This is a genomic window from Guyparkeria sp. SCN-R1 (assembly GCF_003932495.1).
Taxonomy (GTDB): domain Bacteria; phylum Pseudomonadota; class Gammaproteobacteria; order Halothiobacillales; family Halothiobacillaceae; genus Guyparkeria.
This window is the reverse complement of the sequence record NZ_QZMT01000002.1, coordinates 119,084-144,441: the sequence shown is the minus strand read 5'-3', so window position 1 is coordinate 144,441 and position 25,358 is coordinate 119,084. Positions and strand designations below refer to the sequence as shown.

Here is a 25,358-nt window from a genome sequence, read left to right as displayed (position 1 = left end):
AGGCCCTGCGTTATGAATGATCTCCCCGATACCCCTCGTTTGGTACTCGAGGCCAAGGGACTCACCCGCACCTTCCGCGAGGGCAGTCTCAATGTCGAGGTGCTGCGCGGCATCGACCTGGCCATTCACGCCGGTGAGCGAATGGCGATCGTCGGTGCCTCCGGGGCGGGCAAGTCCAGCCTGCTCTCGCTGCTGGCGGGACTCGACCAGCCCACCGAGGGCGAGGTGTGGCTGGCAGGCCAGCGTTTCTCGGCCATGGGCGAGCGCCGTCGGGGGTTGCTCCGCAACCAGCATCTGGGTTTCGTCTATCAGGCCCATCACCTGTTGCCGGAATTCTCGGCGCTGACCAACGTCGCCATGCCCCTGATCATCCGCCGCGAACCGCGCGAGCAGGCCGAATCGCAGGCGCGCGCCCTGCTCGAGCGCGTCGGGCTGGGGCATCGGCTCGATCACCGTCCCGGTGAACTCTCGGGCGGTGAGCGCCAGCGCGTCGCCATTGCCCGGGCGCTGGTCACCCGGCCGGCGGTGGTGCTGGCCGACGAGCCCACCGGCAACCTCGATACCCGCAGCACCGAGGCGATCTTTCAGGCGATGCTCGAGCTCAATCAGGCGATGGGCAGCGCCATCGTGCTGGTCACCCACGATCTCGAGCTGGCCGCCCGGATGGATCGCACCCTGCACATCGCCGACGGCCTGATCACCGACCGGGCCTGAGGCGCGACTCCCCCGCGCAGCGTCCCGCCGGCACCGATCTGTTTCTCAAAACATATTGCGACCCGGCAATGACGGTCTAGTCTCCTTGGCACTGTCCTGATCGCCCCGGCAACCGGGGCGTTCGTGACTCTGCATTCAACTCAGGGAGAACCGCCGTGGCAACACTCACCATCAATGGGCGATCCGTGACCCTCGAGGTCGCCGATGACATGCCCCTGCTGTGGGCCATTCGTGACTATATCGGCCTGACCGGCACCAAGTTCGGCTGTGGCGCCGGGCTGTGCGGTGCCTGCACGGTCCACGTCGATGGCGAGGCGACGCGCTCATGCGTCACGCCGGTCGCCTCCGCGGACGGCAAGGAAATCACCACCATCGAAGGGCTTTCCTCGGCCGGTGATCACCCGGTGCAACTGGCCTGGGTGGCCGAGGACGCCCCGCAGTGTGGCTATTGCCAGTCCGGCCAGATCATGCAGGCCGCCGCGCTGTTGGCCGACAACCCGGACCCCTCCGACGAGGACATCGACCGGGCGATGAAGGGCAATCTTTGCCGTTGCGGTACCTACAACCAGATTCGCGCGGCGATCAAGCACGCGGCCCGGGCCAAGATGGCCGGTTCTGATGTCCAGAGTGACAACCAGGAGGTGTCGGCATGACCACGCGCAGGCAGTTTCTCAAGGTATCCGCCGCCGTGGGCGGCGGCTTGCTGGTCGGCTTTCGTTTCGGCGCCCCCGAGTCGGCCATGGCCGCCGACGGTACGTCAGGCGCGTCGGGGTCGGCGGGCGTGTTCGAACCCAACGCCTGGATCGAGATGCACCCCGACGGTCGCACGATGCTCACCATCTCGGGTTCCGAGATGGGCCAGGGCGCGATGACGGTGATCCCGATGATGATCGCAGAAGAGCTCGACCTGCCCTGGGGCGAGTTCGACACGCGGTTCGCCCCCGCCGACGAGGCCTACGCCAACCCGGCGCTTGGCAGCCAGGTCACCGGCGGCAGTGCCACCGTGCGCGGTTTCTACACCAAGCTGCGCGAGGTGGGCGCGGCGACCCGCGAAATGCTGGTGCAGGCCGCGGCAAACCGCTGGGATGTGCCGTTCGACGAGTTGCGTACCGAGCCGGGTGTCGTGGTGCACACCGCCAGTGGTCGGCAGGTCGAATACAAGGACCTGGTCGCCGATGCCGCCCAGCTCGAGCCACCGGAAGAGGTCTTCACCAAGGACCGCAAGGACTTTCGCATCATCGGCAAGCCGACCAAGCGCCTCGATTCGCCGCAGAAAGTCACCGGCCAGGCGGATTTCGGCATCGATGCCCGCCCGGATGGCCTGCTGCAGGCCAGCATCGAGCGTTGCCCTGTATTCGGCGGCAAGCTCAAGTCGGTGGACGCCGACGAGGCCCGCAAGGCCGATGGGGTCGAGGACGTGATCGAGCTCGATCACGGCGTGGCGGTGCTGGCGCGTGACTGGTGGAGTGCCGACCAGGCGCGCGGCAAGCTCTCGATCGAGTGGGACGAGGGTGATCTGGCCGACCTCGACGACGAGGCGATCGACGCGCAATTCCAGGAGCGGATCAAGGAGGATGCCCGCTCCGCGCGTAGCGAGGGTCGTGGTGCCGATGCGCTGGGCAATGACGAGAACACCCATAGCGCGACCTATCGCGTGCCGTATCTGGCCCACACGACCATGGAGCCGATGAACGCTACCGCCTCGGTCACCGAGGATGGCGTGACCCTGTGGGTGCCGACCCAGGCACCGGGCTCGGTACAGAAGGTGGCCGCCGAGGTCGCCGGCGTCGACAAGGACAAGGTCACGGTGCATACCACCTTCCTCGGCGGCGGTTTCGGCCGTCGCTTCGAGACCGACTTCGTCCGCGAGGCGGTCGAGCTGTCCAAGCGCGCCGGTCGCCCGGTCAAGGTGATCTACTCGCGTCCGGACGACGTGCGCCACGACTTCTACCGGCCGGCGGCCTACAACGAGCTGTCGGCCACCCTTGGCGATGACGGTCTGCCCGTGACCTGGGTGCATCGCATCGCCGGTCCGTCGATTTGGTCGCGTGTCGCGCCCGGCATGGTCAAGGACGGCATCGATCCGGCTGCCGTCGAAGGCGCGACGGATCACCCCTATCAGATCGAAAACATCGCCGTGTCCTATGCGAATGTCGACCCGGGTATCCCGGTCGGGTTCTGGCGCTCGGTGGGTCACTCGCACAACGCCTACATCGTCGAGTCGTTTCTCGACGAGCTCGCCCGCCGGGCCGATGCCGATCCGGTGGAGTATCGGCTGAAATTGCTCGAGGACGACTCGCGGCACGTCGGCGTGCTCAGGCGTGCCGCCGAGATGGCCGACTGGGGCGGCGAGGTGCCCGAGGGTCGTGCCCGCGGCGTGGCGCTAGCCAAGTCGTTCGGCAGTTATTGCGCTCAGGTCGCCGAGGTCTCGATCGAGGACGGCAAGCCACGGGTGCACAAGGTCTGGTGCGCGCTGGACTGCGGCATCGCGGTCAACCCGGCCGGGGTCGAGCGCCAGGTGCACTCCTCGATTGCCTACGGTCTGACCGCCGCCCTGTTCGGCAAGGTCACCATCAAGAACGGCCGGGTCCAGGAGCAGAACTTCAACGACTACCAGGCCGTGAGCATCGACCAGATGCCCGAGGTCGAGGTGGGCATCGTCGATTCGGGCCAGCCACCGGGTGGCGTGGGCGAGCCGGGGTTGCCGCCGCTGGCGCCGGCCGTGGTCAACGCGCTGGCAAGCCTGACCGGCAAGCCGATCCGCCGGTTGCCGATCGAGCTGGGCGACGAGGCGTGACCCCGTCCCCGGCCGCGGCAAACGATCGCCAGGCGGCACTGACCCTGGCGGTCGAGGCGCTCGACGCCGGCCGCGAGGTAGCATTGATCACGGTGCTCGAGACCTACGGGTCGGCACCTCGTCGCCCCGGCTCGCTGTGGGTGATCGTCGACCCGGCCGGCCCGCAGCCCGAGGGGATCCCAAGGCAGGCCGGATCGGTCTCCGGCGGCTGCGTCGAGGACGACCTGCTCGACTGGCTCGCCGCTCACCCAGATCAGGCGCGTTGTGGCAGGCCGGTCGAGCGGCATTTCGATGGCACCACTCACCCGGGTCTGCCGTGTGGCGGCACCCTGTCGGTGCTGGTCGAGTGGCCGCGCCGATCCGCCGATCTGCGTCCGGCACTGGCGGCTGTTTCCCGTCGCGAGGCGGTCTGGCGTGAGGTCGATCTGGCCACCGGCCGGGTGGACTTTCACCCGATCGATGGTGTGGTGCCGGAATCGCCCAGTCGTGGCGAGCGCGCCCTGGCCGTGCCCTTCGGCCCGGCGTGGCGGTTGGCGATCATCGGCACCGGGCCGGTGGCCGAGGCCCTCGCGCCCCAGGCCCTCTCGCTGGGCTTCGAGGTGGATGTCTGCGACCCGCGACCACATGCCCATTGGTCCATACCCGGGGTGACGCTGCACCGCGAGGCACCCGAGCGGTTCTTTGCTGCGACCGGGCTGGATGCGCGCACGGCAGTGGTGGCCGTGGCGCACGACCCGCGGCTGGATGATCTCGCGCTGATGGATGCGCTCGAGTCGCCGGCCTTCCACGTCGCCGCCATGGGCGGTGCATCCACCAGTCGTGCGCGTCGCGACCGGCTGGCGGCCCTTGGCATCGATACCGGGCGGCTGCGGGCGCCGGCGGGGCTCGATATCGGCTCGCATACCCCGGCGGAGATCGCCGTGTCGATGGCCGCCGAGCTGGTCGCGGCGCGTCATCTCGAGCGCCAGCGGGCCGCCGCGAGGCAGCCTGCCGCACGTCACGCACTCGATGCCGGCTGACCAGCCACCGCTTCCCGGGGTGGCGGGCGTGGTGCTCGCCGCCGGGCGGGCGCAACGCTTTGGTGCCGACAAGCGCTGGGCGTCCTGGCAGGGCGAGCCGCTGCTCGCCCACGTGCTGCGCACGGCGCGGGCGGCCTGCGAGCGCGTGCTGGTGGTCGTCGAGCGGCTCGATCCCGCGCTGGACGAATTGCTGGAGCGACTACCGGCCGAGCCGGTGATCTGTCCAGAGGCGCACCGGGGTCTGGCATTCAGCCGGCGTTGCGGGCTCGATGCCCTGAAGGACGATTCCGCCCTGCGTGGCGTGCTGGTCTTCCTCGGCGACATGCCGGCCATCCGCCCCGTCGATGCCCGTCGCCTGGGGGCGGCGATGCTCGAGACCGGGTTGCCCGTTCGTCCGGTCTATCGCGGCGATCCCGGGCACCCGGTCGCTTGCCCGGCCCGGTGGCTGGCCGAACTGGGCGAGTCGGGGTTCCCGGCCGCGGCGGGGCGGTCGATCGAGTGGGAGCACGCCGGCGTGGTGCGCGATGTCGACCGCCCGGTCGATCTCGATATCCTGCCTGCCCCCTGATTCGACCGGCACCGCCGCCGGTGCGAGTTACCGCCTCGATTGGCTGTGCTAAGTTTTAAGTGACCCCGGTCGGCACTCGGCGACATGTCGAGCCCGCCGCCCCTGCCACTTCGACACCAGCGAAGGACCCCGGATGAACGAGCGTCCGTCCACGAGTCGTGCCACCGAACCGCTGCACGCCTCGCGTCATTGCTTCGCCCAACCGCGGTTCGCCGACGAGTCGGCCGTGCTTGCCGATGCCTATCGCCTGCTCGATGACGCGGTGATCCGCTACCAGGGTCATCCGGTCGGCACGATGGCGAGCCTCGACCCGCGTGCCCCGGCCGAGAATTACCGTGACTGCTTCGTGCGGGATTTTGTCTCGGCGGCGTTCCTGATGCTGCTGGAAGGACGCTCGGACGTGGTGCGCGAGTTTCTCGCCCTGATCCTGCGCATGCGTGGCCAGCAGGAGGAGCTTGAAGGGCAGCAGGTCGCGCCGGGCGTGCTGCCGGCCTCGTTCCGCGTCATCACCCTCGACGACGGCAGCGAGCAGCTTTCGGCCGACTTCGGTGATCGCGCCATCGGTCGGGTCGCCCCGGTCGACTCGATGATGTGGTGGGCGGTGCTGCTGCGTGCCTACGTGCGCTACACCGGCGACACGGCGTTTGCCCACACCCCGGAGGTCCAGCGCGGCCTGCGCATGATCTTGAGCCTCTGCCTGCAGAGCCGCTTCGAGGTATTCCCGACCCTGCTGGTGCCGGACGGCTCGTTTATGGTCGATCGCCGCATGGGCGTCAATGGCCACCCGCTCGAGATCCAGGCGCTGTTCGACATGACCCTGCGGGCCGCCGACCTGCTGACCGTCGACGAGGGCAGCCACTGGCTGATCGACCTGGCCCGTCGCCGTCGCGACGTGCTGCGCGATTACGTGCGCCGCTACTACTGGCTGGATCTGGACGTGCTCAACGAGGTGCACCGCTTTTCCACCGAGAAGTTCGGCGTTGATGTCGACAACGTCTTCAATATCTATCCCGAGTCGATTCCCGAGTGGGTGGCCGACTGGCTGCCGGACGACGGCGGTTACTTCGTCGGCAATCTCGGCCCGGGGCGGATCGATTTCCGCTTTTTCTCTCAGGGCAATTTCCTCGCCACGACCACCGGACTGGCGACCGCGGAGCAGGGCGGTCTGCTGATGCACACCGTCACCGAGCGCTGGGACGACCTGGTCGGGCAGATGCCGGTCAAGCTGGTCTATCCCCCGGCGCGCGGGGCCGAGTGGCGCCTGATGACCGGGTCGGACCCGAAGAACGTGCCCTGGTCGTATCACAACGGCGGCAACTGGCCGGTGCTGATCTGGCCGATGGTGGCCGCGGCACTGGCCGTCGATCGCCAGGACCTGGGCGAGCGGGCCTTCCGCGTCGCCGAGCGGCGCCTGATGGCCGACAGCTGGCCTGAATATTACGACGGTCGGCACGGCCGCCTGATCGGTCGTCGGGCCAATCTGCACCAGGTCTGGAGCGCGACCGGGCTGCTGTTGGCCCGTCACCTGCTGGCCAACCCCGAGAACTTGGTCGAGCTGGGGCTGTCCGAGGATGAAAACAGTGCCCCCGGCGACGGGCGCGGCGGTTAAATAGGGTCAGATGAGGGAGGGGAGCGATGCCATGGCTATGGTGGGAGGTCGCGACGGGCTGTACATCTGTTTGATCAGCGTGCATGGGCTGATTCGTGGGTACAACCTGGAATTAGGTCGAGATGCCGATACTGGCGGGCAGACCCTCTACGTAGTCGAACTGGCCCGCGCGCTGGCGCGCCGTCCCGAGGTGGCCCGCGTCGACCTGTTCACCCGGCGGGTGATCGACCCGCGCGTGGATGCCGACTATGCCCAGCCCGAGGAAGAGCTCGGTGACAACGCCCACATCATCCGTATCGATGCCGGTCCCGAGGAGTACCTGCCCAAGGAGCGGCTCTGGGACTACCTCAACTGCTTTGTCGACGGCGCGCTGGCGCATATCGATCGGCTCGGCTGGACGCCGACATTGATCCACAGCCACTACGCCGATGCCGGTTACGTCGGCGTGCGGCTGGCCCATCACCTGGGTGTGCCGTTGGCCCACACCGGCCATTCCTTGGGCCGCGTCAAGCGCCGCCGCCTGCTGGCGCGAGGCGAGAGCAGCGAGACGATCGAGTCGACCTACGCCATGTCCACCCGCATCCGTGCCGAGGAGGAGGTGCTGCTCGCCGCGGACATGGTGGTGGTCAGCACCGGGCAGGAGATCGAGGAGCAGTACGGGCTTTACGACTGGACCGATCCCGAGAAGATGACGGTGATCCCGCCGGGCGTGAACCTCGAGCGCTTTTCCCCGCCGCCGGAGCAGTTCGCACCAGCGATCTGCGCCGAGCTGCGTCGCTTCCTGCGCGAGCCCGAGCGACCGATGGTGTTGGCGCTGTCGCGTCCCGACGAGCGCAAGAACATTGCCACCCTGATCGAGGCGTTCGGCGCGCATCCCACGCTGCGCGAGCAGGCTAACCTGGTGATCATTGCCGGCAACCGCGACGACATCCGCGACATGGACGCCGGGCCGCGCAAGGTGCTCACCGATATCCTGTTGCTGATCGACTACCACGACCTCTACGGGGTGGCCGCCTATCCGCGTCACCATCAGTCCGACGACGTGCCCGATCTCTACCGGCTGGTCACCCGCAGCGGCGGTGTGTTCATCAACCCGGCGCTGACCGAGCCGTTCGGCCTGACCCTGATCGAGGCGGCCGCCGCCGGCGCGCCGATCCTGGCCACCGAGGACGGCGGGCCGCGCGACATCATCGCCGCCTGCGAGAACGGCGAGCTGATCGACCCGCTGGATGCCGACGGCATCGGGGAGCGGATCACCGCCCTGCTCGAGGATCGCGAACGTTGGCGGCGCTACTCGCAGAACGGCATCCGGCGCGTGCGTGAATGCTACGCCTGGGATGCCCACGTCGAGAGCTACCTCGCCCGCGTGGCCAGCCTGTTCGAGGGCGAGCGTCGCGCGGTGCGTCCCAGCCTGCCGGATCATGTGCTCACCCAGGTCGACCGGGCGCTGGTGGTCGAGTTGGCGGCGCTGGGCGATTCCACTGATGCCGGCACGCGCCGGAGGCTGGTCGAGACATTGCGCGCCCATCGCCGGCAGGCCGGCTTTGCGGTGGTCTCCGACCGACCGCGCCGCGAGGTGCTCAGCGCGCTCAAGGAGTTGGGCGTGCCCACACCAGACGTGCTGATCACCCGGGGCGGCACGCAGATCCACTACGGTCCGCGCCAGTCGCGCGACGAGGGCTGGAGTCGCCATATCGGCTATGCCTGGCAACCGGACCGCGTCTATAACCTGTTAGCCCGGACGCCCGGCGTGGAACTGCGTTCCCGGGCGGTGCAGGGGGTGCATGCCGTGCATGCCTTCATTGCGGACACCGATGCCTTCCCGGGCTTCGAGGCGCTGGAAAACGAGCTGCATCAACTCGACATCCACGCCAACCTGGTGCGCCTGTCGCGCAACGAACTGCTGGCCATGCCGGTGCGCGCCTCCAAGGGCTTCGCGCTGCGCTATTTCGCCACGCAGTGGGGCATTGCGCTCGACCACCTGCTGGTGGCCGGTGGCGTGGCGACCGACGAGGACATGCTGCGAGGCAATCCACTCGGCGCGGTGGTCACGCCCGACGGCGTGGGCGAACTGCCGGGCCTGACGGACCTCGATCGCGTGATCTTCACCCGGGGACATGGACCCACGGGCGTGCTCGAGGCCATCGATCACTACGACTTCTTCGGTGCCTGTGCCTTGCCCGAGGAGCGGCGGGTTGCCGATGGAGAGGCGTCATGAGCAAGCTGGCGCCGATCCTGCTGTGTTGTGATCTCGACCGCACGCTGATCCCCAACGGTCGGGCCGAGGAATCGGCCGAGGCCCGGCCGCGCCTGGCCCGCTTCTGTGCCCATCCGGCGGTCCAGTTGGTGTTCGTGTCCGGGCGGGATCTCCAACTGGTGCTCGAGGGCATCGACGAGTGGTCGCTGCCGCAGCCGGACTACATCATCGGTGACGTCGGCACTACCATCTACGCGCCGCGCTCGCAGACGGGGCATGAAGATGGCGACTGGATTCGCTGGCCAGCCTGGACCGATCAGATCGCGCCGGACTGGAACGGACTGACCCACGACGATGTCACCGACATGTTCGCCGACATTTCCGCCATCCGTCCCCAGGAGCCGGCCAAGCAGGGGGCGTTCAAGGCGAGCTATTACGTCGACCGGCAGGCGAACCAGGAGGTGCTCGATGCCGAACTGCACGGCCGGCTATGGCGAAACGGGGTCGACGCACGACTGGTCTGGTCGCTCGACGAGGCGGCCGACGTGCTGCTGCTCGACGTGTTGCCCACCGGAGCGAGCAAGCTGCACGCGATCGAATTTCTCATCCAGCATCTGGCCTTCGACGAATGCCGGGCGATGTTCGCTGGCGATTCGGGCAACGACCTCCACGCCCTCGGCAGCCACATCAACGGGACGCTGGTCGCCAACGCCGAACCGGCGGTCAAGGCGCGTGCCCGCGAACTGGTGCGTGCCGGCGCGCTGGAGGGCACGCTCTACCTCGCCCAGGGCGGGCTGTTCGGCATGAACGGCAATTACGCCGCCGGCGTGCTCGAGGGGTTGGTGCACTACCTGCCAGAGACCCGTGAGTACATGACGCTGGCGGTGGATTCCAGCGGGGGGGCGAGTTGACGGTCTGGCGCTGGCTTCTCGGCCTGTTCGGCCGGCACTCCCATCAAGCGATCGAGATACCGGCCCCGGCCTGGACACGCGTCTGCCGGGGGCAGCCGGAGCTCTCCGTGCTGTCGGTCGAGGAGTGCGAACGTCTGCGGTCGCTGGCCGGGCGGTTTCTCGTCGGGCGGCCATTCTACGCCGGCGGGGCGATCGAGCTCACCGACGCCATGCAGCTGCGGATCGCGGCGCTGGCGAGCCTGCCGGCGCTCTCACTCGGGATGGACTGGCTGGCGGGGATTCGGTCGGTCGTGGTCTACGCGGATGCCTTCGAGGTCGATCACGAGGAGGTCGACGAGGACGGGGTGGTGCATCACGTGCGCGACCTGCGCGCCGGCGAGGCCTGGTCGCATGGCACGCTGGTGCTCTCCTGGGCGGATATCGAGGCCGGCCTCGACCCGGATTACGCGACCAGTGTGGTGATCCACGAGGTGGCCCATTTCATCGACGGGGCCAACGGCGCGGAAAACGGCTTCCCGCCACTGGGCAAGGGGCATGACCGCGCCCGCTGGACGCATGACTTCCAGACGGCCTTCGACTGGCTCAACCGGGAGATCGACGCCGGGCATGAGCCGGCGATCGACCCGTACGCGGCCACCAACCCGGCCGAGTTCTTTGCCGTGCTCTCCGAATACTTTTTCCGGCTGCCCGAGGCGTTGTGGCACTTCGATGCCGCGCTATACGGGCATCTCTCACGCTTCTACGGCCAGGACCCGCGGGCGCGCGTCGCTGACCTTTCGGCTGGCAAAATCGCTGCAGACGTCTAAGGTCTTGCACAGGTCCGGCGGGAACGACTGCCGGAGAGGGTTTTCATCCAAATCATGGAGGGCTACCACTCATGTGCGCAGCCAAGGCGAAGAAAGGCGAAAAGACACTCAAGAACCTGCAGCAGGCGCTGTCGATGGAATTGACCGCCACCCACCAGTACCTGCTGCACGCCCACGTGCTCGAGGACTGGGGGTTGGATCGCCTGGCCACCAAGATGAACGGCGAGGTCCAGGAAGAGCTGGGGCATGCCAGCAAGTTCATCGATCGCATGTTGTTCCTCAATGGCGATCCGGTGGTCTCGGAGGCCAAGCCAACCAAGCGTTCCACGTCGCTGACCGAGATGTTCAAGGCCGACCTGAAGGAAGAACTCGCCTCGATCGAGTTCTACGGCAAGGCTGCCGGTGAGGCCGCCAATGATGGGGACGTGGGCACCCGCCAGTTGTTCGAGGAAATCCTCATCGACGAGGAAGGGCATGCCGACTGGCTGCAGACCCAGCTCGAGCTGCTCGATCGCATGGGCGAACAGAACTACTTCGCCGCCTACCACACGCCGAATACCGGCGAGTAAGGACGGGCCCCGCCGGCCCAAGCCGGTCGGCGCAGGGGCGCCCGAAGTGGCCACATAAATGGGCCGACTCCACTGGGGTCGGCCTTTTTCGTGTTCTCGCGGTTATCGGTTGGCTGTGGGACGGTGTGGGATCGCCGGGGCCGTCACCGGTCACCTGACGAGAGGTGGTCGATCACCACCTTCGCCACGCGCCCCGACCAGAGCAGTGCGAAGTGATTCACGGGCAGGCAGCGGTGACCGGCCATTTCGGAGGCCACAGTTTCGGCGACGGCCACCGTGCCGTCGTTGGGCGAGTCGAGCGCGTCGGGGACGAGACGACCTGGCCCGACCGGTCGGGTGCCGGCCAGCATCAGGGTGTTGGGGGCGTTCCATGCCGGAACGTCGCCGTCGAGCCCGGCCTCCAGGCTGCCGCCGAGCAGCCAGCGCCCGAGCCGCCATTGGGCCAGGCCACGGGCGACGGCGCTGCCCCCCAGGGGTGAGCCAAGCAACACGAGGCGTGCATCGGGCGGCCGGCTATCGGGGTGGCGGGCGAACAGGTGGGCGAGGACCACGCCGCCCAGACTGTGGGCGAGGAAGTGGCCGGGTGGGCTGCGTTGCTCGTTCAGCCAGCGCGCGAGTCGCTCGGCGTTGGCCGCCGGGGTGGCGCGGGTGGGGTAGCCGAACAGGAGGGGATCAAATCCGGACTGTTTCAGGCGACGTGCCAGTGGCCACATGGCCCAGCGTCCCATCCACAGCCCGTGGATCAGTACCACCTGCCTGCGGTCGGAGGAGGGCGTCATCGGGTCGCTGTCAGACGTGATAGCCGATCAGGTTGCCGATGAAGGCGGTTGCACCCATGGCGGCCACGCCCCAGAACAGCACCCGCGCGGCACCGCGGAGCATGGAGGCGCCGCCGGCGCGGGCCGCCAGGCCACCGAGCAGGCCGAGCGAGATCAGGGTCATTACCACCACGGCGACCATCATGGTCGAGTCGGGAACGAACAGCGCGGTCAGCAGGGGAAGGCCCGCCCCGACGGAGAAGGAGGCGGCCGACGACCAGGCGGCGAGAAAGGGTTGAGCCCGGGTGATCTCGTGCAGTCCCATCTCGTCGCGTGCATGCGCACCGAGCGCATCGTGTGCCATGAGCTGCTGGGCGACATCCTGGGCCGTTTCCGGTTTCAGGCCACGGTCGATGTAGATCTCGCGCAACTCGGCCAGCTCGTGGTCGAAGTTGATCTCCAGCTCACGCGCCTCCATGGCGAGATCCGCTTTTTCGGTGTCCTTCTGCGACTGCACCGAGACGTACTCGCCGGCCGCCATCGAGAGCGCCCCGGAGACCAGTCCGGCGGTGCCCGCCAGCACGATGGCCGCACGCGGGGTGCCTGCCGCGATGAAGCCCAGCATCAGACTGGAGACCGACACGATGCCGTCGTTGGCCCCCATCACGGACGCCCTGAGCCATGAATTCCGATTGATGCGGTGATGCTCGGCGTGAATATCGATCTTCTTTTCCATGAGGCGCCTTCGTCCAAGGGCATCCCCGGCTGGCGGGCCGGGTGATAATCTGGTGACACCCCGCCGGTCGGACCGGCAGGGACGCGTTTCAACGGGATATTGCCACGGTAATCCGCCGTAACCCAACACGAGGCCGCGGGTCGGCCGGCAAGGCCATCGACCTAACATCATGCAGCATCCGCTCGACATCAGCTCCGATCATCTCTGCCAACGCCTGCAACAGGTGCTGGATGGCATGGACGGCGAGGTCGCGCCCGACGTGGCGCTGGCCGTCGAGCGGCTGTGCCTGTCGGCCGCGCGGGAATCGGCCTCGGCGGCCGGCCCGCGTGTCGCCGTGGCGCTGGCGGACATCCAGGCCGACCTGCCTACCCTGGTTGCCGCCTTGCTGGCGGACCCGGCCCTGAGCGAATCCGGTGTCTCCTCGCCGGCACCAACGATGCTGGGCCAAGACGGCAAGCGGGACGTGCAGCGCCTGATCGAGGCGATCGAGCGTCTGCGGGGCTGGGAGGCGCGTTACCCCGAGCCGCGGGCCGAGGGGCAGCGCGAGTATTGGCGTCGCCTGCTGCTCGCTGGCGCGCGTGATGCCCGCGCGGTGCTGATCGATCTGGCCTACCGGCTGGAGGGGATGCGGGCGCTTGGCGACGAGCCCGATGAGGCGAGGCGTCGACGGTTTGCCGGCATGACGCTGGCCGTCCATGCGCCGATCGCTCATCGGCTCGGCCTGGGTCAGATCAAGTGGGAGCTCGAGGACCTGGCCTTCCGCCATCTCGAACCGAATACCTACGTCGAGATCGCCCGGCTGCTCGACGAGCGTCGCACCAGCCGCGAGTCGTATCTGGCCCACATCGAGCAGAAACTGAATCACGCCCTGATCCAGGCGGGCATCCGGGCCGAGGTCTACGGCCGGCCCAAGCACATCTACAGCATCTGGGGAAAGATGCGCCGCAAGCAGCTCTCCTTCGAGGGGCTGTTCGACGTGCGCGCGCTGCGGGTGCAGGTCGACTCGGTCACCGACTGCTACGCCGCGCTCTCGGTGGTCCACGAGCTGTTCCGTCCGATCCCCAGCGAGTACGACGACTACATCGCCCGCCCCAAGCCCAATGGCTACCAGTCGCTGCATACTGCGGTGCACGCCGACGAGGACAAGGTGGTCGAGATCCAGATCCGCACCGAGCGCATGCACGCCTTCGCCGAGTACGGCGTCGCCGCCCACTGGCGCTACAAGGCCGGCGGCGGGTCGGCGAACCCCTTCGACATGCAGGTCGAATCGCTGCGGCGTGGCCTGTCGCGCGGCGAGATCCGGCCGCTGGCCGCGCCGATGGTGTATGCCTTCACACCAAATGGCGAGCTGGTCGAGCTGCCGGCCGGGGCGACGGTGCTCGATTTCGCCTATCGCATTCACACCCACCTGGGGCACCGTTGCCGCGGGGCGAAGATCAACGGCCAGATCACGCCGCTGAAGACCGAGGTGGCCAATGGCGACACGGTCGAGGTGCTGACCAACAAGGAGCCGGCACCCAGCCGCGAATGGGCGCACGCCAAGAGCGGCTTTCTGCGCTCGGCGAGCTCCCGGGCCAAGGTGCGCAACTGGTTCGCGCAGTTCGATCGTGAGGATGCCCGCGAGCGGGGACGCCTGATCTGCGAGCGGCTGTACCGACGCTTTTCCATGGATGCCCCCGCCCGCCGGCAGCTGCTCGAGGCGCTGGGTGTGAACAGCGAAGACCAGCTGTTCCTGGCCGTGGGGCACCACCGGATCGCCCCGGAGACGCTGCAGGCTGCCGCCCGTGGTCAGTTGGGCGCGGCAGCCGACCGCTCCGCGCGCCCGCCGCGCGAGGAGACACCCGCGGGCGAGCCGTTGCCCGAGCCGCCGGGCGGGCGCAGTCTTGTCATCGAGAACCAGTCGATCGACGGGCTCAAGGTCATCCCGGCCAAATGCTGCAACCCGCAACCGGGAGAGCGGGTAATGGCCTTCCTCAGCCGCTCACAGGGCTACAAGCTCCACCGCCCCGATTGCCGCAACCTCGCCCATCTGGCCGGCCAGTACCCGGAGCGGGTCTTGCCGGTCGAGTGGCCAGGGGCCGAGGACCGCTCCGGCTGACAACAAACCGTCATGCGCGCGGGGTAGCGTGGCGCAAATGGAAAAGATACTTGCTTCCCCGGCGCTGCATCTCGCCGACGTCACCATGTTCTGGGGGCCGGCCTCGGGCGGCGTCAGGCGTTACCTCGAGGCCAAGCGCCATCACATCGCCGGTTGCGCGGATTGCCAGCACAGCCTGCTGGTGCCCGGCCCGCATCCGGCGTGGTCGGCCGATGCCAATCAGTGGCTGCGCCAGTTGCCGGCCTGGCGCCTGCCCGCCGGCGATGGCTACCGGTTTCCCCTGCGCCCCGGTCCCTGGCGCGAGGCGTTGATCGAGCTGGCGCCCGATGCGATCGAGGCCGGCGATCCCTACGTCACGGCCCACGCCGCCCAGGCCGCGGCGAAACAACTGGGCGTCCCGGCCGTCGGCTTCTTCCATTCGGATCTCTCGCGACTGCTCGCCCTGCGCTGTGGCGATTGGGTTCGGCCACTGTCGGGGCACTACCTGGGCCGGCTGTACCGCCGATTCGACTGGATGTTCGCCCCGAGTGACGTCATGGCCAGCCAGCTGGTCGATCTGGGCGTGCGCCATGTCAGCGTGCAGCGCCTCGGCGTCGATACCTCGGTCTTTCGTCCCTCCGCGGCCCAGCCCGGACTGCGTGACGGGCTCGGCATTCCGCGCGATGCCCGCTTGCTGGTGTTTGCCGGGCGCAACACGCGTGAGAAGCACGTCAACCAGCTGGTTGCGTCGCTCGACGAACTCGACGATCGTTACTACCTGTTGCTGATCGGCGCCGGCATGCCGGTCGGCAGTCATCCCCGTCTGCGCGTGGTCGATTACGTCGCCGACGAGCACACGCTGGCCGCCTACCTCGCCTCGGCGGACGCCTTGCTGCATGCCGGCGATGCCGAGACCTTCGGGCTGGTGATCCTCGAGGCGATGGCCTGCGGCCTGCCAGTGGTCGGCGTGGATGCCGGGGCCACGCCGGAACTGGTTGACGAGGGGGTGGGCGAGTTGGTCCCGAAGGCGCGGGCCGCGGCACTCGCGCGGGGGGTGACGCGCCTGTTCGACCGCGATTGGCTGACCGCCGGCGCCGCCGCGCGCCGACGGGCCGTGCGTCACTACGGCTGGGGGCCGCAGGTCGATCGGCAATTGCTGCGGATGGGCCAGTTGTGTCGGGAGGGGCGGGTCAGTGACGACAGCGCCGTCGGGGCATCGTGGCCAGGGAAGGGCTCGGTTTCCGCCTGATCGGGCCACGCGGGCCCGCGGTCGTGCCGCCCGGCCCGGATTACCTCGCCAATGCCGCGCTCTTGACCAGGGCGATCACGGCCTGGCCGGCATCCAGCCCCATGTCGGCCACGGCGCGGTCGGTGACCTCGCTGACCAGCCGCTGACCGTCGTCCAGGGTGAGGAACACGGCCCGGCGGCCCGGGGCGCTGGTGTCGATCCGTTCGATCCGGGCCGGGAGCTGGTTCTGCATCGAGATGTTGTCGAGTCGCTCCCGGGCCAGTGCCACGTCGTCGGCGCGCACGCGCAGGCGACGCGGGCCGTGCTCGGTCGTCGAGCCGTCCGCGCCCAGGTGGAAGGTGACCGGCTGGCCGGTGCCCGTTTGGGGCGTGGTGACGAAGCGCAGCCGATGCGGGTCGCCATCGACGTGCTCCACGTGGCCGTCGAGCGAAGCGACCGGGCCTTCCTCGGTGAACAGCGGCGAGTCGACCCGCCCGAGCGCTTCCTTCAATGTCTCGACCCGCTCGACGCGCCCCTCGTTCATGAACACCACCCGGTCGGCGAGGCGCTCCACCTCCGCCGGGGCGTGGGTGATCATCACCGTGGGAATGCCGAAATCGCGGATCACCGTCTCGAACAGGTCCAGGAGTTCGGCCTTGGCCCGCCAGTCCAGCGCGGCCAGTGGCTCGTCCATCATCAGCACGCGGGGTCGGCCGATCAGCGCCCGGGCGATGGCGATGCGTTGGCGTTCACCGCCGGAGAGGTTGCCCACCGCCCGGTCGAGCAGTGGGCCGATGCCGGTGCGCTCGATAATCTGGTCGCGGTTGATGGCCGCGCCGCGATCGGTCGGCGCACGCTGTGCCGCGAAGTCGAGGTTGCCACGCACCGTGCGATGGGCGAGCAGGGCGGCATGCTGGAAGACCATGCCGATATCGCGCTGCTCGGCCGGCAGGCCGCGTCGTCCGTCCTGCCAGACCTCGTCGTGAAAGCGCAGCTGGCCGCGGGTGTGCCGATCCAGACCCGCCATGGCACGCAGCAGCGTGCTCTTGCCCGACCCCGAGCGACCGAACAGCGCGGTCACCCCGTCCGAGTCGAAGCGGAAGTCGCCGGAGTCCATCCGGAAGTCGCCGACGGTCAGTGTCAGGTTTCCTTCGAACATGGTCCTAGCCCAGCCTTGCCGAGAACCGGCGATTGATCAGGTACACACCCACCAGCGTGGCGAAGGAGAAGATCACCATCACTGCCGAGAGCAGGTGGGCCTGGGCGTACTCGAACGACTCGACGTGATCGAAGATCGCGATCGAGACCATGCGCGTCTGGCCCTCGATATTGCCGCCGACCATCAGCACCACGCCGAACTCGCCCACGGTGTGGGCGAAGGTGAGCACCGAGCCCACCAGCAGCCCCTGGCGTGAAAGCGGCAGGATCACGGTGAAGAACCGGTCGACAAAGCCGGCGCGCATCAGCCGGGCGGCATCCAGCACCTCCTCGGAGAGCCCCTGGAAGGCGGACATCATCGGCTGGACCATGAATGGCAACGAGAACAGCACCGAGCCGATCACCAGCCCGGTGAAGTTGAAGGTCAGTTGGCCGTCGAAGCCGAACAGTCCCAGGAGTTCGGTCAGCGCGCCGTTGGGATTCATCGCGATGATCAGGTAGAAGCCCAGCACCGTCGGCGGCAGCACCAGCGGCAGGGAGACCAGCGCCTCGAAGACCACCCGCCAGCGCGACCGCATGCGGGAAAGCCCCCAGGCGATGGGCACACCGATGAGCAGCAGCAGGATGGTGGTCACCGCCGCCACCTGCAGGGTCAGCCAGATCGGGTGGGTGTCGAGCGGGATGCCGAAAAGCGTCATGGAAAATCCTCGGGAAACCGACCCTCAGGGCGTGTCGTAACCGTACTTCTGGATGATCGCTGCACCCTGGTCGCTGCGCACGAAGGCCAGGAAGTCGTCGACCACCTCGGGGTGCTGGCTGCGGGTCAGAGCGGCGGCGCCCTGCTCGATGGGATCGTAGTCCTCGGCCGGCGGCGTCCAGATGTACCCCTGGTCCGTTACCGGGCTTTGCGGGTCACGCAGTTGCGACAGGGCGACGAAACCCAGTTGGGCGTTGCCGGTGGTGACGAACTGGAAGGTTTGCGTGATGCTCTCGCCGGTGGCGATCTTCCCCTCCGCGCGATAGCGCTGGTAGAGATCGCGCTTTTCCAGCACCTGCTGCGCGGCCAGTCCGTAGGGAGCGGCCTTCGGGTTGGCCGCGGCAAGGTAGCGGAAATCGCCATCGGCCAGGATCTCCTCGGCGCGCTCGTCAACGGGCAGATCAAGGCTGAACAGGGCCAGCTTTCCCCGGGCGTAAACGAAAACGTCCCTCGCCTCGCCGGACTCGGCCAGCTGTTCCGGTCGGCCGGTGTCGGCGGAGAAATAGGCATCGAAGGGCGCGCCGTTACGGATCTGGGCCAGGAGCTTGCCCGATGGGCCGAAGGAGAATCGCACCTCGTGGCCGGAGGACTCTTCCCAGGCCGCGCCGATCTCCTCGGCCGCCTTGGTGAAGTTTGCGGCCACCGCCACGGTGATGGTCTCGGCCTGGGCGGCCGCCGCGGTCAGCCAACCGCTGGCAAGCAGGGCGGCCATCAGGGTCTTTTTCCACATCTCGGACTCCCTGTTTCGTCTTTCGATTGGTTGTCGGGTATATATCGATGTGCAAGGCGAGACGCCGAGTGAACGCCCGCGCGGCTACTCGTCCACGCCCAGGATCACGTGGCTGGCCTTGACCAGCGCGCAGGTCGCCGCCCCCTCGGCAAGGCCCAGCGTGTCGATGCTGGTGTTGGTCACCACCGCCGTCAGGCGCGCGCCGCCGGGCAGGGCGACCACCACTTCGCTGTTGACCGCGCCGGTCTCGAGGCGCTCGACCGTGCCGCAGAGCTGGTTGCGTGCCGAGGTGCGCGAGCCGGCATCACTCAGGATCACGAAGCTTGCCTTGATCAGGGCGTGCACGGCACGCCCCTCGGCCAGCGCCATGTCCTCGGCGCTGCGGCGCGTGATCACGGCGACCAACTCGTCGCCACCGGCCAGTGCGACGACCACCTCGCTACTGACCGGGCCGTGGGTGATCGCCTTCACCCGGCCGGCCAGGGCGTTCCTCGCGCTGGTCTTCATGTGAATCCTCCGAAGCAGATCGAGGTCGTCGGTCAGCTCGTTGCGTTCGAACAGGGCCAGCAGTTCCTGCTGCATGCCGTTGAGCCGCTTCCACGCGGCCAGCAGGCGCCGCCCTTCCTCGGTAAGCAACGCTCCGCCGCCCTTCGTCCCGCCGTGACGGGTGGTGACCAGCGGCTTGTCGGCGAGGTTGTTGATCGCGTCGACTGCGTCCCAGGCCGCCTTGTAGGTCATGCCGATCGCCCGCGCCGCACCGCTGATCGAGCCGGTCCGTTCGAGGGCGGCCAGCAGCCGCAGGCGGCGATCGGATACCTCGCCTGCGCCCAGTTTTAGGCCGAGCGAGCCGGTGAACATCGCGTTATGTTTTTCACTATATATCGACATGGGGTGCGGAACAACGGGGTAAACAGGTGGCCGATCTTACCCGCATCGATCGTCACCTCTCGTAATCCTTGATCTGCGCGAACGCCTCCAGGGCCGTCTCGCGGGAGGTCTTGAGATCGATGATCGGGTAGGGGTAGGTCTCGCCGAGCGTCACGCCGGCGCGGTTCAGGGTGCCGGGGTCGGCCTCCCAGGGGGCGAACAGCGCCTTGTCGGGCAGCGCGGCCAGTTCCGGCACCCAGCGGCGGATGAACGCACCCTCCGGGTCGAACTTCCCGCCCTGCAGCACAGGATTGAAGATGCGGAAGTAGGGGGCGGCGTCCGCACCGGTGCCGGCCACCCACTGCCAGCCGGCGGTGTTGCTGGGCAGATCGGCGTCGACCAGTGTGTCCATGAACCAGTCCGCGCCGATGCGCCAATCGACCAGGCAGTTCTTGGTCAGAAACGAGGCGACGATCATCCGCGCCCGGTTGTGCATCCAGCCGGTCGCCCACAGGGCGCGCATGGCCGCGTCGACCACCGGGATGCCGGTCTGGCCACGTTGCCAGGCGGCGATGTGATCGGGGGCGTTGCGCCAGGGCAGGTGGTCGAAGCGCGCGTCGAGGTTGTCGGTTTCGGTCTGCGGGAAGTGGTAGAGCAGATTGGCGCCGAACTCGCGCCAGCCGACCTCACGTAGGAAGTGCTCCGGCCCCTTGTCGTCGAGGGCGTCCGGGTATTCGCTGCGCACTCGAGCGACGACCTGGCGCGGGGAGATCTCGCCGAAGTGCAGGTGCGGCGAGAGCCGCGAGGTGCCATCCAGGTCGAGCCGGTTGCGGGTCTCGTGGTAGTGGGAAATGTCGTCGAGGAATGACTCGAACCGATCCCAGGCACCCGCCTCGCCCGGTACCCACCAGTCGGCAAAGCCGTCGGCCCAGCCGAGTTGAGGCAGGAGCCCGAGCGAGTCGATCGTCTCGCCGGCGATAGCCTCCTCCACGGGGGGTAGGCGCTCGGGCGCGGGCAGGAGCGGCAGGTCGATGCCCTCGGCGAGCAGTGCCTTCCAGTACGGGGTGAACACCTTGTAGGGCGCGCCCTGTTTGTTGAGTACGTTCCAGGGCTCGTGCAGGTAGTTGCCGGCAAACGATTGCGCGGTCAGCCCCTGCTCGCGCAGCGACTGCTTGACCGCCCGGTCGCTGGCGATGCCGGCCGGTTCCAGTCGACGGTTCCAGTGCACGGCCGTCGCGCCGTTCTCGGTGGCGAGTCGGGCCAGCACCTCGCCCGGCTCGCCGCGGCGGATGATCAATCGGCTGCCCCGTGCCCGCAGGTCGCGGTCGAGCGCCGTCAGGCTGTGATGCAGCCACCAGCGGCTGGCACCGCCCCGGAGAAAGCCGTCTTGCCCCTCGTCTGAGGTCTCCGGGGGTACGATGTAGACAGGTATGATGTGCTCGGATGCCAGTGCGGCGTCGAGCGCCGGATTGTCGGCAAGGCGCAGATCCTGGCGGAACCAGACGAGGGTGGACGATGTGGACATGGACGGTTGGCTAATGGCTGCAGGGAGGAATGGCCGGTGAGTATGGCAAAGCGCCCTGGTTTTTTTCTGCCCCTGCTGGGCCTGCTCGGCGGTCTGATGCTGACGCAGGGCCTGCCCATCGGTGAGGCATTGGCCGAGTCCGAGTCGGCCGACTCTGAGGCCCCCGTGGTGCTGGTCGCCCCGGTAGCGACCGGCGTGGTGGAACAGGCGCCGCTGGTCGGCGAGGTGACCGCCGAGACCACCGCATCGGTCGGCTTTCAGGCCGCCGGGCGCATCGACGAGCGCCCGGTGCGGCGGGGCCAGCGCGTCACCGCCGGTGAACCCCTGGCCCACCTCGATAGCCGTGATCTCACCGCACGGGTCGACTCGGTCGAGGCCGAGCTCGCTCAGGCCGAGTCCGAGGCGCGGCTGGCCGGGCAGGAGCTTGCACGTGCCCGCGAGCTGCGCCAGCGGCAGGTGGCCAGCCAGCAGGCCCTCGACCAGGCGATCTCGCGCGAACAGGCGACCCGCGCCCGCGTGGCCAGCATCCGCGCGCGGCTGGCCGAGGCGCGCAATGCGCTCGACTACGCCACGCTGGCGGCGCCCTTCGCGGGCGTGGTGATCGAGCTGGTCGCCGATGTCGGCGACGTGGTGGCCGCCGGCCAGCCGGTGGTGCGGCTGGCGGCCGATGACGGCCGGCTGATCGAGGTGGACGTGCCCGAGCGGCGCGTGTCCGGTCTGCCCGAAACGGGTATGGCGCGCCTGGAAAGCGATGACGCCGAGCTCGAAGCCACGCTCGATTCGGTGAGCGGCGCGGCCGATCCGGTCAGCCGGACGTTTGCCGCCCGGTATCGCCTCCCCGCGGCCGACGGGCGACCCTGGTCGCTGGGCCAGACTGCCATGCTGGAGTTCAACCAGCCGACACCGCATCAGCGCGTGCCAATCGGTGCCGTCTTCGCCCGTGACGATGATCCACGGGTCTTCCGGGTGGTCGATGGGCGGGTCGAGGCGGTCCCCGTACGCGTGCTGCGCCTCGAGGCCGGCCATGCCGTGATCGAGTCCGACCTGCCGGCCGGTGCGCTGGTGGTGATTGCCGGGGTCAATCGCCTCCACGACGGTCAGGCGGTCACGCCGCGCCGCGGCGACGAGGTCGCGGCCGGTGCGGGGGACGAGGTCGAGGAGACCTCGCCTTGAGCCAGTCGGTGGTCAGCCGTTTCAATCTCTCCGCGCTGGCCGTCCGCGAGCGGTCGATCACCCTCTATCTGATCTTGCTGGTCGCCTTCGCCGGGCTGTATGCCTTCGTCTCGCTGGGGCGTGCCGAGGACCCGGCCTTCACCCTCAAGGTGATGCTTGCCGAGGCGCACTGGGACGGCGCAAGTGCGCGCGAGATGCAGGAGCAGGTGGGCGAGCCGCTGGAGCGCGCGCTCGACAACGTACCGTATTTCGACTTCGTCGAGACCATCGCCCGGCCCGGCTCGGTGTATCTGCGCATCAACTTCGAGGAATCGACGCCGCCCGAGGCGGTCAATGACATCTTTTACCAGGTGCGCAAGCACCTCTCCGATGCCGGCCCACAGCTGCCGCCGGGGGTCGCCGGGCCGTTCTTCAACGACGACTTCTCGGATGTCTATTTCACGCTCTACGCCCTGACCGCGCCGGGGGTGGATCAGCGCACGCTGGTGGATGCCGCCGAGACGCTGCGGCGTGAGGCGCTGCGGGTCGAGGGCGTGGGCAAGGCCCACCTGATCGGCGAGCAGGACGACCGGGTCGAGATCCGTCTCGATCCGGCGCGCATCCAGTCGATGGGCCTGTCGGTCGAGGCGGTCGCCGAGGCCATCGACGGCCAGAACCGCCTGACCGGCCGCGGCCTGATCGAGACTGACGGGCCACGGTTGTATCTTCGGGTCGGGCCGGGGCTCGATGCCGAGGGCCCCGAGACCATCGAGCGCATCGCGGCCACCCCGCTGACCATCGACGGGCGGGTGCTGCGGGTCTCGGACGTGGCCGAGGTCTCGCGCCGACTGGCCGACCCGCCGGCCTTCGTGGTGGAGAACAACGGCGAGCGCGCCCTGATGGTGGGCGTGATCATGGAGGAAAACGTCAACGGCCTGAGGCTCGGCAAGCGGTTGGCGGCCTTCGAGGAGCGTGTCGCTACCGGTTTGCCTGCCGGGGTGCAACTGGAAAAGGTCACCAACCAGGCCGATGCGATCCGGCTGGCGGTCGACACCTTCCAGATCAAGTTCCTGCTCGCCCTGGGTGTGGTGATGCTGGTGGGGTTCCTTGCCCTGGGGTTGCGCGCCGGGTTGGTGGTGGCGATGGCCGTGCCGCTGACGCTGGCCGTGACCTTCGTGGTGATGCAGATCACCGGCAAGAACCTCGATCGCATCACCCTCGGGGCGCTGATCCTCTCGCTCGGCCTGTTGGTGGACGATGCCATCATCGCCATCGAGATGATGCTGGTGAAGCTCGAGGAGGGCGCCGATCGCATCGCGGCGGCGGGTCATGCCTGGACGGTCACTGCCATGCCGATGCTGGTGGGTACCCTAGTCACCGTGGTCGGCTTCGTGCCGATCGGTTTTGCCCAGTCGAACGTCGGCGAGTACGCCGGCAATATCTTCTGGATTCTGGGCATCTCCCTGATCGCCTCGTGGTTCGTCGCGGTGGTGTTCACGCCGTATCTCGGCGTCAAGCTGTTGCCGCGCATCGAGCCGTCGCCAGGCGAGATGTATAGCGGGCGGGTCTACCGGGCGCTGCGCTGGCTGATTACCGCTTGCGTCGCGCATCGCTGGTGGGTGCTCGGCGGCACGTTGATTTTATTTGTCGCCTCGGCGGTGCTGATGGGCAAGGGCGTGGCCCAGCAGTTCTTCCCCAGCTCCGACCGGCCCGAGTTGCTGATCGACATCCAGCTGCCCGAGGGCAGCTCGACAACGGCCACGCGCGAGGTGGCCGAACGGCTGGCCGCGGCGATCGAGGACGACCCGGCGCTGGAATCGCTGTCGACCTACATCGGCCGTGGCGCGCCGCGCTTCTTCCTCGCGCTCAACCCCGAGCTGCCCGACCCCGCCTTCGCCAAGATTATCGCCGTCACCCACGATGCCGAGGCGCGCGAGGCCCTGCGTGAACGCCTGGAGGCCATGATCGCCGATGGTGCCTTCCCCGAGGCTCGCGTGCGTCCGCACCCGCTGCTCTACGGCCCGCCGGTGGTCTGGCCGGTGCAGTTCCGGGTGATGGGCCCGGAGATCGACCAGCTGGTCGCGATCGGTGAGCGGGTGCGTCGCGTCATGGCCGAGAATCCGCATCTGGTCGACCCGCATCTGGAGTGGGGGCGGCAGGTGCCAGCGCTGTCGCTGTCGCTCGATCCGGTGCGGTTGGCGGCCTTCGGCCTGACACCGGTCGAGGTGCAGCGCCAGACCGCCGGCCTGATCAATGGCCAGGTTGCCACCGAGTTGCGCGAGGGCATCCGTGGTATCGAGGTGCTGGTGCGCGGTGACCCGGCCGTGGCGCGCGACCCCGCCCGGCTCGAGACCCTACCCATTCGCCTGGCCGACGGCAGCAGCGTGCCGCTCGCCCAGCTCGGCGAGATCCGTGTGGAGACCGAGCTGCCGGTGTTCAAGCGACGCAACCAGACCCCGTATCTCAACGTGAATGCCGAGATCCGCGGCGCGCAGCCGCCGGATGCCACCTTCGCCAGCTGGGACGACCTGGCCGAGTTGCGCGCCGAGCTGCCGGCCGGTTACCGGATCGAGATCGGCGGCACCGTCGAGCAATCGGGCCGGGCGCAGGATTCGATCAAGGTGGTGATGCCGCTGATGGTGGTGCTGATGCTCACCCTGTTGATGCTCAACATGCGCTCGTTCCCGGGGCTGTTCATGGTGCTGTTGACCGCGCCCTTGGGCCTGATCGGCGCGGCCGGTGCCCTGGCGCTGTTCAACCAGCCGTTCGGTTTCGTCGCGTTGCTGGGACTCATCGGGCTGGCGGGGATACTCATGCGCAACACCCTGATCCTGGTGGGGCAGATCGACGAGAACCGCCGCGCCGGCGACGACCGTCACACGGCGGTGATCGAGGCGACCATCCGTCGAGCCCGGCCGGTGGTGCTCACGGCGCTGGCGGCGGTGCTCGCCTTCGTGCCGCTGACGGCCAGCACCTTCTGGGGGCCGCTGGCGGTCACCCTGATTGGCGGGATCGCCGTCGGCACGGTGTTGACCATCGTGTTCCTGCCCGCGATGTACGCGGTGTGGTTCCGGGTCAGGCCGCCGCAGACGGCATAAGGTCCGTCTGCGGCGGCGGGGTCAGAGATCGGTGTTCAGATATCAGAAGTGGCCGCCTTGGCTTGCTGTCTTCTCACTTCTG

At 68.3% G+C, this 25,358-nt stretch carries 21 protein-coding genes; 14 read left to right on the top strand and 7 right to left on the bottom strand.

The window, feature by feature from the left end; genetic code table 11:
• Nucleotides 1–12 precede the first annotated feature (12 nt).
• The 10 genes from lolD (at nt 13) to D5687_RS02080 (ending at nt 11,190) form a co-directional block, all read left to right on the top strand.
• Nucleotides 13–714, top strand: a complete 702-nt coding sequence (lolD, locus tag D5687_RS02125) for a lipoprotein-releasing ABC transporter ATP-binding protein LolD (protein WP_125198114.1) — start codon at nt 13–15, stop codon at nt 712–714.
• Nucleotides 715–869: 155 nt separating this feature from the next.
• Nucleotides 870–1,367: a (2Fe-2S)-binding protein gene (locus D5687_RS02120; RefSeq protein ID WP_125198113.1), complete on the top strand. Its 498-nt coding sequence runs from the start codon at nt 870–872 to the stop codon at nt 1,365–1,367.
• The gene (locus tag D5687_RS02115) at nt 1,364–3,511 is read left to right on the top strand and encodes a xanthine dehydrogenase family protein molybdopterin-binding subunit (protein WP_125198112.1); all 2,148 of its coding nucleotides are present in this window, start codon (nt 1,364–1,366) and stop codon (nt 3,509–3,511) included. Before D5687_RS02120 ends, D5687_RS02115 begins: the two co-directional genes overlap by 4 nt.
• Nucleotides 3,508–4,530: an XdhC family protein gene (locus tag D5687_RS02110; RefSeq protein ID WP_125198111.1), complete on the top strand. Its 1,023-nt coding sequence runs from the start codon at nt 3,508–3,510 to the stop codon at nt 4,528–4,530. The genes D5687_RS02115 and D5687_RS02110 overlap by 4 nt, the downstream gene beginning before the upstream one ends.
• Nucleotides 4,520–5,098 (top strand): NTP transferase domain-containing protein, encoded by a 579-nt coding sequence (locus tag D5687_RS02105; RefSeq protein WP_125198110.1) that lies wholly within the window; start codon nt 4,520–4,522, stop codon nt 5,096–5,098. The genes D5687_RS02110 and D5687_RS02105 overlap by 11 nt, the downstream gene beginning before the upstream one ends.
• A 133-nt stretch (nt 5,099–5,231) precedes the next feature.
• A complete protein-coding gene (locus D5687_RS02100) occupies nt 5,232–6,707 on the top strand; it encodes a glycoside hydrolase 100 family protein (protein ID WP_125198109.1) in 1,476 nt (491 codons plus the stop codon).
• A 31-nt stretch (nt 6,708–6,738) separates the two neighbouring features.
• The gene (locus tag D5687_RS02095) at nt 6,739–8,925 is read left to right on the top strand and encodes an HAD family hydrolase (RefSeq protein WP_125198108.1); all 2,187 of its coding nucleotides are present in this window, start codon (nt 6,739–6,741) and stop codon (nt 8,923–8,925) included.
• Nucleotides 8,922–9,815: an HAD-IIB family hydrolase gene (locus D5687_RS02090; protein WP_125198107.1), complete on the top strand. Its 894-nt coding sequence runs from the start codon at nt 8,922–8,924 to the stop codon at nt 9,813–9,815. The genes D5687_RS02095 and D5687_RS02090 overlap by 4 nt, the downstream gene beginning before the upstream one ends.
• The gene (locus tag D5687_RS02085) at nt 9,812–10,621 is read left to right on the top strand and encodes a zinc-dependent peptidase (RefSeq protein ID WP_125198106.1); all 810 of its coding nucleotides are present in this window, start codon (nt 9,812–9,814) and stop codon (nt 10,619–10,621) included. The genes D5687_RS02090 and D5687_RS02085 overlap by 4 nt, the downstream gene beginning before the upstream one ends.
• A gap of 71 nt (nt 10,622–10,692) precedes the next feature.
• On the top strand, nt 10,693–11,190 hold the full coding sequence (locus D5687_RS02080; protein ID WP_125198105.1) for a bacterioferritin: 498 nt from the start codon (nt 10,693–10,695) through the stop codon (nt 11,188–11,190).
• Nucleotides 11,191–11,333: 143 nt separating this feature from the next.
• Here the strand turns inward: D5687_RS02080 and D5687_RS02075 are convergent, their stop codons facing one another.
• Nucleotides 11,334–11,969, bottom strand: coding sequence for a triacylglycerol lipase (locus tag D5687_RS02075; protein WP_125198104.1), 636 nt, complete (start codon nt 11,967–11,969; stop codon nt 11,334–11,336).
• Nucleotides 11,970–11,979: 10 nt separating this feature from the next.
• Nucleotides 11,980–12,684, bottom strand: a complete 705-nt coding sequence (locus tag D5687_RS02070; protein WP_125198103.1) for a VIT family protein — start codon at nt 12,682–12,684, stop codon at nt 11,980–11,982.
• Between the two features lie 169 nt (nt 12,685–12,853).
• Here D5687_RS02070 and D5687_RS02065 point away from each other — a divergent pair, with 169 nt between their 5' ends.
• Both D5687_RS02065 and D5687_RS02060 read left to right on the top strand, forming a co-directional pair.
• Nucleotides 12,854–14,782 carry a bifunctional (p)ppGpp synthetase/guanosine-3',5'-bis(diphosphate) 3'-pyrophosphohydrolase gene (locus D5687_RS02065; RefSeq protein ID WP_125198102.1) on the top strand — a complete coding sequence of 643 codons (1,929 nt, stop codon included), beginning with the start codon at nt 12,854–12,856 and terminating at the stop codon, nt 14,780–14,782.
• A gap of 37 nt (nt 14,783–14,819) precedes the next feature.
• Nucleotides 14,820–16,010 (top strand): glycosyltransferase, encoded by a 1,191-nt coding sequence (locus tag D5687_RS02060; protein WP_125198101.1) that lies wholly within the window; start codon nt 14,820–14,822, stop codon nt 16,008–16,010.
• 40 nt (nt 16,011–16,050) lie between these two features.
• Here the strand turns inward: D5687_RS02060 and modC are convergent, their stop codons facing one another.
• The 5 genes from modC to D5687_RS02035 form a co-directional block, all read right to left on the bottom strand.
• Entirely contained in the window at nt 16,051–17,148 is a 1,098-nt protein-coding gene (gene modC / locus D5687_RS02055; protein WP_125198100.1) for a molybdenum ABC transporter ATP-binding protein, read from the bottom strand.
• 4 nt (nt 17,149–17,152) lie between these two features.
• Nucleotides 17,153–17,845 carry a molybdate ABC transporter permease subunit gene (gene modB, locus D5687_RS02050; protein WP_125198099.1) on the bottom strand — a complete coding sequence of 231 codons (693 nt, stop codon included), beginning with the start codon at nt 17,843–17,845 and terminating at the stop codon, nt 17,153–17,155.
• 24 nt (nt 17,846–17,869) lie between these two features.
• Complete coding sequence (gene modA, locus D5687_RS02045) at nt 17,870–18,634, bottom strand: molybdate ABC transporter substrate-binding protein (protein ID WP_125198098.1); 765 nt, start codon at nt 18,632–18,634, stop codon at nt 17,870–17,872.
• A gap of 84 nt (nt 18,635–18,718) precedes the next feature.
• A complete protein-coding gene (locus D5687_RS02040) occupies nt 18,719–19,522 on the bottom strand; it encodes a TOBE domain-containing protein (RefSeq protein WP_204742106.1) in 804 nt (267 codons plus the stop codon).
• Between the two features lie 52 nt (nt 19,523–19,574).
• On the bottom strand, nt 19,575–21,026 hold the full coding sequence (locus D5687_RS02035; RefSeq protein ID WP_125198097.1) for a deoxyribodipyrimidine photo-lyase: 1,452 nt from the start codon (nt 21,024–21,026) through the stop codon (nt 19,575–19,577).
• A gap of 42 nt (nt 21,027–21,068) precedes the next feature.
• On the opposite strand from D5687_RS02035, the gene D5687_RS02030 reads away from it, so the two are divergent.
• A complete protein-coding gene (locus tag D5687_RS02030) occupies nt 21,069–22,199 on the top strand; it encodes an efflux RND transporter periplasmic adaptor subunit (RefSeq protein ID WP_125198096.1) in 1,131 nt (376 codons plus the stop codon).
• The gene (locus D5687_RS02025) at nt 22,196–25,276 is read left to right on the top strand and encodes an efflux RND transporter permease subunit (protein WP_204742105.1); all 3,081 of its coding nucleotides are present in this window, start codon (nt 22,196–22,198) and stop codon (nt 25,274–25,276) included. Before D5687_RS02030 ends, D5687_RS02025 begins: the two co-directional genes overlap by 4 nt.
• The last annotated feature ends 82 nt before the right edge of the window (nt 25,277–25,358 follow it).